The sequence below is a fragment of the Phytobacter sp. V69 genome (genome assembly GCF_965644215.1).
GTDB lineage: Bacteria > Pseudomonadota > Gammaproteobacteria > Enterobacterales > Enterobacteriaceae > Phytobacter.
The window spans coordinates 53,955-60,399 of the sequence record NZ_CBFFRL010000005.1 but is presented as its reverse complement, the minus strand read 5'-3'; the positions used below and the strand labels follow the sequence as shown (position 1 = coordinate 60,399).

Here is a 6,445-nt window from a genome sequence, read left to right as displayed (position 1 = left end):
TACGGCCTCATTTCTCGCTGCCGTCCAGATCAGATGCATCGCTCTCTGGGCTAAAATCTTGTGACGACACTATCTAAGCTGTCGATGATTGGGCGCGCGTTAATGCTGCCTATCTCACTGCTGCCTGCCGCCGGTCTGCTGCTGGCGTTTGGCGATAAGTTTCATTTACCGCTGATGATGAACGCCGGTGGGGTTATTTTTGATAACCTGCCGCTGCTGTTCGCCATCGGCTCTGCGGTAGGTCTGGCGTCAGAATCGGGTATCGCTGCCCTCTCTGCGGCCGTGTCGGTGTTTGTCACCAACATCACCATCAGTACCGTGCTGTCGATTACGCCGGAAATGGCGTCGCAGGGCGGGAAATATGCGATGGTGGTCGGTATTCCGTCGCTGCAAATGGGGGTCTTCGGTGGCCTCATCTGCGGTATTCTCGCGGCCTGGTGCTATAACCGCTTCCATACCATGCAGTTGCCTGAGTTTTTGGGCTTCTTCTCCGGTAAGCGTTTTGTTGCCATCGCCACCGCCTTTATGTCGTTTATTCTCGGCCTGCTGCTGCCCTACGTCTGGCAACATATCCAGGCGGGTATCGATGCGCTCTCTGTTATCGTCAACGGCGATAATCAGGCGGCCTCGATCTTTATCTTTGGCCTGACGGAACGTGCGCTGATCCCGCTCGGCCTGCACCACATCTGGTATCCGTCGTTCTGGTACTCCTTCGGTGACTACACCACTCAGGCCGGCTAGGTTATCCACGGCGACCAGACCATCTGGTTCAAAATGCTGGAAGAAGGCACCAGGTCATTCAGCAGCGACACCTATCAGAACGCCGGTAAATTCATGCAAGGCGAGTTCCCGCTGATGCTGTTCGCGCTGCCTGCGGCCTGTCTGGCGATGTACCACGAAGCGCAGACCAAAAACAAAAAAATCGCCGCCGGTATTCTGTTCTCCGCCGCGCTGACCTGCTTCTTAACGGGTATTACTGAGCCGGTCGAATTTACCTTTATCTTCGTCGCGCCGATTCTGTATGTGTTCAACGCGATCATGGCAGGCCTGGCCTACATGTCCATGTACCTGATGCATGCGCATATCGCCAAGTCGTTCTCTGCCGGTCTTATCGACTACATTTCGTTTGGTATTCTGCCGTCGTTTAACGGCTACGAGACAAACTATCTGAATGCGGTAATTATTGGCGTGCCGATGGCGCTGATTTACTACTTCACCTTCCGCTTTGTTATCCGTCGCTTTGATGTTAAAACGCCGGGCCGTACCGAGGTGTCAGCGGATGCGAAAGACAAAACGGACGACGAGCTGGTCACCGAAATTGTTGACCTGTTAGGTGGGGCGAAAAACATCGATTCCGTCGGTTCCTGTATCACCCGTCTGCGTATTGAAGTGCTGGACGGCAGCCAGGTCGATAAAGAAGGGCTGAACGGTGTAGGTGCTCGCGGGGTGGTCTTTGTCGGTGATAAAGGCGTACAGGTGATATTCGGCGCCAGGGCACAGTTTATCGCTCAGGCCATGGCGACATCGCTTGGCAAATAACCTTGTGCGGGTAAGGTGAAATAAGTCTCCTGTATTTATACAGGAGGCTTTACTATTTCTGACTGATTATTCTGTACTTTCAGGGAGCACCATTGAAAAAGGTCAGCATCATTGATGTCGCTAAACTGGCGGGCGTATCGGTTTCAACCGTCTCTCTGGTGCTGCGTCAGAAGGGGAAGATCTCCGACGCCACCATTGAGCGAGTGCAGTCGGCTATCAATGAGCTGGGCTACGTGCACAACGTCGCTGCCGCCAACCTGCGCGCCAATACCTCGAACCTGATAGGCCTGATCCTGCGCGATTTCAGCGACAGCTTTTCCATCAAAGTGATGGCGAGCATTGTCCAGGCGCTGGAGCGTAAAGGCTATATGGTCTTTCTGGGGCAACCGCTGGACGACAACGAGCATCTGGAACGTTGCCTGCTCTCGTTTAAGCAACAGGGGGTCGCGGGGGTGATTTATCTCTCGTCGGATACCCTTAATCCGCATCTACCAGAAAAAATCAGCCAGTGCCCGCTGCCGATGGTGGTGGTGTCCCAGTCATTGCCCGAAGAGAGTTGCAATCTGGTGATGCGCGATAGCCGTCAGGCCGCCAGCCTGGCCACGCGCTATCTGATTGAGCGCGGGCTTCGTAACATCGCATATATCGGCGGTACGGAACACGATCTGGTGCGCCACCAGCGTTTGTTGGGCGTGCACAGCGCGCTTAAACAGTACGGCATGGTGCTGCGCGATGAGTACACGCCCGCCTGCAGTGAATCGACCGAGTCGGCGAGTCTGGCGACCCGTCATCTGCTGGAGAAAAACAACACCATCACCGCCCTGCTGTGCCATTCGCCGAACGCGGTGATTGGTTCCATCAGCGGCATTCATCAGGTGGGGCGCACCATCGGTAAAGATGTCTTCCTGACGCAGCAGGTAGCGCTGGTAGGCTTCGAGGATATGCTCCACGTGAACCTCACCTCCCCCTCTTTTACCTATGTCTCGTCTGCCAGTGAAGAGGCGGGCCGTCAGGCTGCGGGGCTAATAATACGCAAGCTGAAAGAGCCGGATTTGCTGACGCAGACCATTCCCCTCTCCGGGCAACTGGTGGTGCGGGAATCGGCGTAAAAAAGCGGGCGTTGGCCCGCTTTTTATTGGTATGAATGCAGCCAACAAAGAGGCAGCGTGAAGGATGACGTGTATGTTAGCCGCGGCCAATAAACGGCATATTATTCGCCATAATCGTAATCTCCAGCACGTTCGTCGTCACCGGCATTGAGGCAATCGCCGCAATGGCAGCGGCGACATCCGCCACATTCATCATATCTTCCGGCGCAATGGTGCCGTCCGCCTGATAAACGCCTTTACGCATCCGCCCGGACATCTCGGTTTCAGCGTTACCGATGTTGATCTGCCCGCAGGCGATATTAAATTTACGGCAATCCAGCGAGATGGATTTGGTCAGGCCGGTAATCGCATGTTTCGACGCGGTATAAGGTGCGGTGTACAGGCGCGGGGTAATTGCAGAAATCGAGGCGTTATTGATGATGCGCCCGCCCATCGGCTCCTGAACCTTCATGATTTTGATCGCTTCTTGCGCACACAGGAAACTGGCGTGAACGTTAATATTAAAGACGCGCAGCCACTCTTCGTACGGGATCTCTTCGATCGATTTCGCCGGGCTGTTGTTCCCCGCGTTGTTGAACAGCAGATCTAGGCGGCTGAAGTCATTTTTGATCCGCCCGAACAGCGCCTTCACACCCTCAGGGGTTGAGACATCGGCAGAAACCGGCACAAAGCGTTTAGGGTCGAACCCTTCGGCGCAGGCTTTGAGTTTTTCCTCATCACGCGCCGCTACCACCACAATGTAACCCTGTTGATAAAGCGCCTTCGCCGCCGCGTATCCAATGCCCTTACTACCACCTGTCACCAGCGCTACTTTTGTCATGTTTTCCTCGGAAAGTGGGATGCAAAAATTCGACTTCTTAGCAAGTTACGCCGATCGCCTGTGAAGTACATTTGTCATTACGCTAAAAAATAGCGTCGATGTTTATGCGTAAGCCCAAATAACATGAATATGTTAAGTCGATAATCGTGCTGCATCACAAAATGACGTTTTGCTCATGGCGGGTAATTTCAGATAACACGCAGATAGCGATACGGGCGCTGCGCTTTATACTTCTCGTTTTGCAAAGACAACAGAGACTTAGCATGCCCACCATTATTACGCACGCCGCCGTACCACTGTGCCTTGGCTTAGGACTTGGCAGTAAAACCATCCCTCCCCGCCTGTTACTGGCCGGCATTGCCCTGTCGATGCTGCCGGATGCCGATGTGCTGGCATTCAAGTTTGGCGTGGCCTACGGCAATGTTTTGGGTCATCGCGGCTTTACGCACTCGCTGCTGTTCGCCTTTGTGGTGCCGATTCTGGTGACGTGGCTGGGGCGGCGCTGGCTTAACGCAAGCCTGATGCGCTGCTGGGCCTTTTTGACCGTCTCATTGCTGTCGCACAGTTTGCTGGATTCGATAACCACCGGCGGGAAAGGCGTTGGCTGGCTGTGGCCGTGGTCGGATGAACGGTTTTTTGCTCCGTGGCAGGTGATCAAGGTCGCGCCTTTTGCCCTGTCGAAGTACATGACGCCGTACGGGCATCAGGTGATTATGTCGGAACTGCTGTGGGTGTGGGTGCCAGGATTTATTCTGATGGGTGTATTGTGGCACTGGCGCAGACGTTGATGTTAAGCATCGTTTGCCCCGGTTTTGTGCAAACCCGTAACCCCGGCCAGCGACAGCGCCGCCGGGGAATATCCCGGATGGCGGCGTAAGCGCCTTATCCGGGCTACGTCTCCCTCTGGGTAACGAGGAAAAACTACTTACGACGCCAGGTCGTCCCCTGCGGGCCATCTTCCAGCACGATACCCATCTCATTGAGACGGTCGCGCGCCGCATCTGCCGCCGCCCAGTCCTTCGCTTTACGCGCATCCAGACGCTGCTGAATCAAGGCTTCAATCTCAGCCACTTCGCCGTCATCCGCCTGTGCGCTGCTTTGCAGGAAGACATCCGGCTCCTGCTCCAGCAGACCCAGCACGCCAGAAAGCTTACGCAGATGGGAAGCCAGCGCATTCGCCGCCGCCATATCTTCTGCTTTCAGGCGATTCACTTCACGCGCCATATCAAACAGCACGGAATAGGCTTCCGGGGTGTTGAAGTCATCGTTCATCACCTCGACAAAGCGCGCTTCGAACGCCTCGCCACCGGCCGCCGCCGCAGATTTGTCGGTACCGCGCAGCGCGGTATACAGACGCTCCAGCGCCGAGCGTGCCTGCCTGAGGTTATCTTCGCTGTAGTTCAACTGGCTGCGATAGTGACCGGACATCAGGAAATAGCGAATGGTTTCGGCATCGTAATATTTCAGCACATCGCGCACGGTAAAGAAGTTGCCCAGTGATTTGGACATCTTCTCGCGATCCACCATCACCATACCGGAGTGCATCCAGTAGTTCACATACTCGCCGTCATGGGCACAGGTAGATTGCGCGATTTCGTTCTCGTGGTGCGGGAACATCAGGTCCGAACCACCGCCGTGAATATCGAAATGGTAGCCCAGCTGTTTGCAGTTCATTGCGGAGCACTCAATGTGCCAGCCCGGACGCCCTTCGCCCCACGGCGATGTCCAGCTCGGCTCGCCCGGCTTGGACATCTTCCACAGCACGAAGTCCATCGGGTTACGCTTCACGTCAACGACGTCCACGCGAGCGCCCGCCTGCAGCTGGTCAAGATCCTGGCGCGACAGCTGGCCGTAGTTCGGGTCCGTCGGCACAGAGAACATCACGTCGCCGTTATCCGCCACATAGGCGTGACCGCGCGCGATCAGCTGTTCAGTGATTTCGATGATCTCGTGGATATGGTGCGTCGCACGCGGCTCGCTGTCCGGGTGCATAATATTCAGTGCATCAAAATCTTTGTGCATTTCGGCGATCATGCGGTCGACCAGCGCCACAAAACTTTCGCTGTTTTCATTGGCGCGTTTGATAATTTTATCGTCGATATCGGTGATATTGCGCACGTATTTCAGCTTATAGCCGAGAAAACGCAGGTAGCGGGCCACCACGTCGAACGCGACAAATGTACGACCATGACCGATATGACAGAGATCGTAAACAGTGATACCACACACGTACATGCCGACTTCCCCGGCATGGATAGGTTTGAATTCCTCTTTTTGGCGCGTCAGTGTATTGAAGATTTTTAACATCGGAGATTCCATGTAGACGTGTGTGGAACGGAAAAACGCATATATTACCCGTAATTCAATCCCGAAGCAGCACCGATTGCAAGGTGATCGCGGCATCAGGTTATGCTATAACAGGCGACTATCTCTGACCCACAGTCGGGTCTGCGCACCACTCTACCGGAACAGGATGCAAAAATGGTTACTTTCCACACTAATCACGGCGATATCGTAATCAAAACTTTTGATGATAAAGCGCCTGAAACAGTTAAAAACTTCCTGGACTACTGCCGTGAAGGTTTTTACAACAACACCATTTTCCACCGCGTCATTAACGGCTTTATGATTCAGGGCGGCGGCTTCGAGCCGGGCATGAACCAGAAAGCAACCAAAGACCAGATCAAAAACGAAGCCAACAACGGCCTGAAAAACACCCGTGGCACGCTTGCAATGGCGCGTACCCAGGCTCCGCACTCTGCAACCGCACAGTTCTTTATCAACGTTGTTGATAACGACTTCCTGAACTTCTCTGGCGAAAGCCTGCAGGGTTGGGGCTATTGCGTATTTGCCGAAGTGGTTGAAGGCATGGACGTGGTTGATAAAATCAAAGCCGTTGCCACTGGCCGCAGCGGTATGCACCAAGACGTGCCGAAAGAAGACGTGCTGGTTGAAAGCGTGACCGTTAGCGAGTAAT

At 54.5% G+C, this 6,445-nt stretch carries 5 protein-coding genes and 1 pseudogene; 4 read left to right on the top strand and 2 right to left on the bottom strand.

All coding sequences use genetic code 11. From position 1 onward, the window contains the following. The first annotated feature begins 84 nt into the window (after positions 1-84). Positions 85-1,539: pseudogene (locus ACSZPU_RS01705) on the top strand (PTS transporter subunit EIIC). 92 nt (positions 1,540-1,631) lie between these two features. Further along, positions 1,632-2,648, top strand: coding sequence for a substrate-binding domain-containing protein (locus ACSZPU_RS01700; RefSeq protein WP_498994833.1), 1,017 nt, complete (start codon positions 1,632-1,634; stop codon positions 2,646-2,648). A 76-nt stretch (positions 2,649-2,724) separates the two neighbouring features. On the opposite strand, the gene ACSZPU_RS01695 is transcribed toward ACSZPU_RS01700, so the two are convergent. Next, positions 2,725-3,468 carry an SDR family oxidoreductase gene (locus ACSZPU_RS01695; RefSeq protein WP_498994831.1) on the bottom strand — a complete coding sequence of 248 codons (744 nt, stop codon included), beginning with the start codon at positions 3,466-3,468 and terminating at the stop codon, positions 2,725-2,727. Between the two features lie 263 nt (positions 3,469-3,731). Between ACSZPU_RS01695 and ACSZPU_RS01690 the strand changes: the two genes are divergently transcribed. Further along, positions 3,732-4,256 (top strand): metal-dependent hydrolase, encoded by a 525-nt coding sequence (locus ACSZPU_RS01690; protein WP_498994829.1) that lies wholly within the window; start codon positions 3,732-3,734, stop codon positions 4,254-4,256. 133 nt (positions 4,257-4,389) lie between these two features. Here the strand turns inward: ACSZPU_RS01690 and cysS are convergent, their stop codons facing one another. Next, positions 4,390-5,775 carry a cysteine--tRNA ligase gene (cysS, locus tag ACSZPU_RS01685; RefSeq protein WP_498994827.1) on the bottom strand — a complete coding sequence of 462 codons (1,386 nt, stop codon included), beginning with the start codon at positions 5,773-5,775 and terminating at the stop codon, positions 4,390-4,392. A 174-nt stretch (positions 5,776-5,949) separates the two neighbouring features. On the opposite strand from cysS, the gene ppiB reads away from it, so the two are divergent. After that, positions 5,950-6,444, top strand: coding sequence for a peptidylprolyl isomerase B (gene ppiB, locus ACSZPU_RS01680; RefSeq protein WP_498994825.1), 495 nt, complete (start codon positions 5,950-5,952; stop codon positions 6,442-6,444). Position 6,445 lies beyond the last annotated feature (1 nt).

Excerpts from the sequence above, each read along its gene's own strand:
- ACSZPU_RS01695 (WP_498994831.1), bottom strand. The coding sequence starts at position 3,468 with ATGACAAAAGTAGCGCTGGTGACAGGTGGTAGTAAGGGCATTGGATAC.
- ACSZPU_RS01690 (WP_498994829.1), top strand. The coding sequence starts at position 3,732 with ATGCCCACCATTATTACGCACGCCGCCGTACCACTGTGCCTTGGCTTA.
- cysS (WP_498994827.1), bottom strand. The coding sequence starts at position 5,775 with ATGTTAAAAATCTTCAATACACTGACGCGCCAAAAAGAGGAATTCAAA.
- ppiB (WP_498994825.1), top strand. The coding sequence starts at position 5,950 with ATGGTTACTTTCCACACTAATCACGGCGATATCGTAATCAAAACTTTT.